This is a genomic window from Thauera butanivorans NBRC 103042, from assembly GCF_001591165.1.
GTDB lineage: Bacteria > Pseudomonadota > Gammaproteobacteria > Burkholderiales > Rhodocyclaceae > Thauera > Thauera butanivorans.
In genome coordinates, this window is record NZ_BCUG01000124.1 from 1 (window position 1) to 1,536 (window position 1,536).

Sequence of the window (1,536 nt, forward strand, 5' to 3'; positions counted from 1 at the left end):
GGAGCGTGGGCGGTAGAAGATTTCGACTCGATATTTCCGCCAAACCGAGGGGTCAATGACCACGTCCGGGGTCTGGCATGCGCTTGATGTGGCTCGCCGGTCACTTCGATACCGCCCCATGCACTCGCGCGGCGTTTCTGTGGGCTCCCCACGCGCCCTGATCAGGCCGCAACCCAGCCCAATCGATGCATTCGGCGCAGGTTCGACGCCAGACACACCAGGTTCCACTCACCATTGACCGGTGCCAGCCCGCGCACACTGAACTGCCTGAACCCCATCGCCTGCTTGATCCATCCGAACACCGGCTCGGGGATTACCTTGCGCCTTCGGTAGTGCGCCTGTCCTTGGTCGGTAGACATCCACTCGGCCATCCGCTGGGTGGCCGGATGCCGGGCCGGGTCGATCTTGCGCACCTTGCCGTCCTCACGTGCCAAGGCCACGCAGGCCGGGGCCTGCAACGCCTCCAGCGCCGCGAAGTTGGCCTCGCTGGCATAGCCGCTGTCGGCCAGGCTCATCCGCGGCATCGCACCCACATTCCTGTGCGTGGCCTGCACCATCGCCACCAGGTGATGGCTGTCGTTGCCCGCATCGATCACCTCGGTGGCCACGATCAGCCCACTCTCATCGACCGCCGCCTGTGCGTTGTAGCACTGCTCGAAGCCGTTGCCCGTCTTCATGATCCGCGACTGCGGGTCGGTGAAGTTGTCCTGCGCCTTGGCCTCGGGCTGCCCGAACGGGCGCTTGCAGACACCTCCGCCCGGACCACGCGTGTTGCCCTCATCGTCCTGACTGCGTCCATCCTGCCGATCCTGTTCGCGCTGGCGTTCTTCCAGCCGTGCCTTGGCCGCCTGGATCGCCTCCAGACGCTGCTCCCGTCGCGCCAGTTCCTGCGGCAACTCGTCGCCCCGGCGATCGGCGCCATGCTCGCGATCCTCGGCCGCATCCTGCTGTTCGGCCTGCCGGCTCAACGCCTCGATCTCGGCCTTGAGCTGCTGCTCGCGCTCACGCATGCGCCCGTAGCTCATCGCCTTGCGCTTGCTCGCGTTGGCCTTGACCTTGGTGCCGTCGATGCCGATGCGGCCCAGCTTCACCAGCCCCGCCTCGCGCGCCAACTGCACCACCTGCACGAACAGCGACGAGAACTCGGACAGGTGCAGTTGGCGAAACTCCCGGATCGTGCGGTGCGCCGGGAAGTTGTCCGCACCCAGCACCCGGAAGGCCACGTCCTGCTCCAGCGACCGGGCGATCTTGCGCGAAGAGAACACACCGCTGGCGTAGGCGTACACCAGCACCTTGACCATCATCGATGGATCGTAGGGCTGGCGACGCCGACCATCGCCTTCGTAGCGGGCATGAAATGCCTTCAGATCCAGCGCATCGATTGCATCACTGACAAACCACGCCAGATGCCCCTCGGGCAGCCAATCCTTGAGCGAGGAGGGCAACAGCAATAACTGGTCGGGATCGTACGGGCGGTAGGTCGTCGGCATGATGGCTATCCTACCGAAAAATCCACTTCTACCGCCCACGCTCCTA

The 1,536-nt window shown here is 65.1% G+C and carries 1 protein-coding gene; it reads right to left on the bottom strand.

The genetic code is table 11. The features are described from left to right. Positions 1–161: 161 nt before the first annotated feature. A complete protein-coding gene (locus TBU01S_RS22610; protein WP_068639727.1) occupies positions 162–1,490 on the bottom strand; it encodes an IS1182 family transposase in 1,329 nt (442 codons plus the stop codon). Positions 1,491–1,536: the final 46 nt, after the last annotated feature.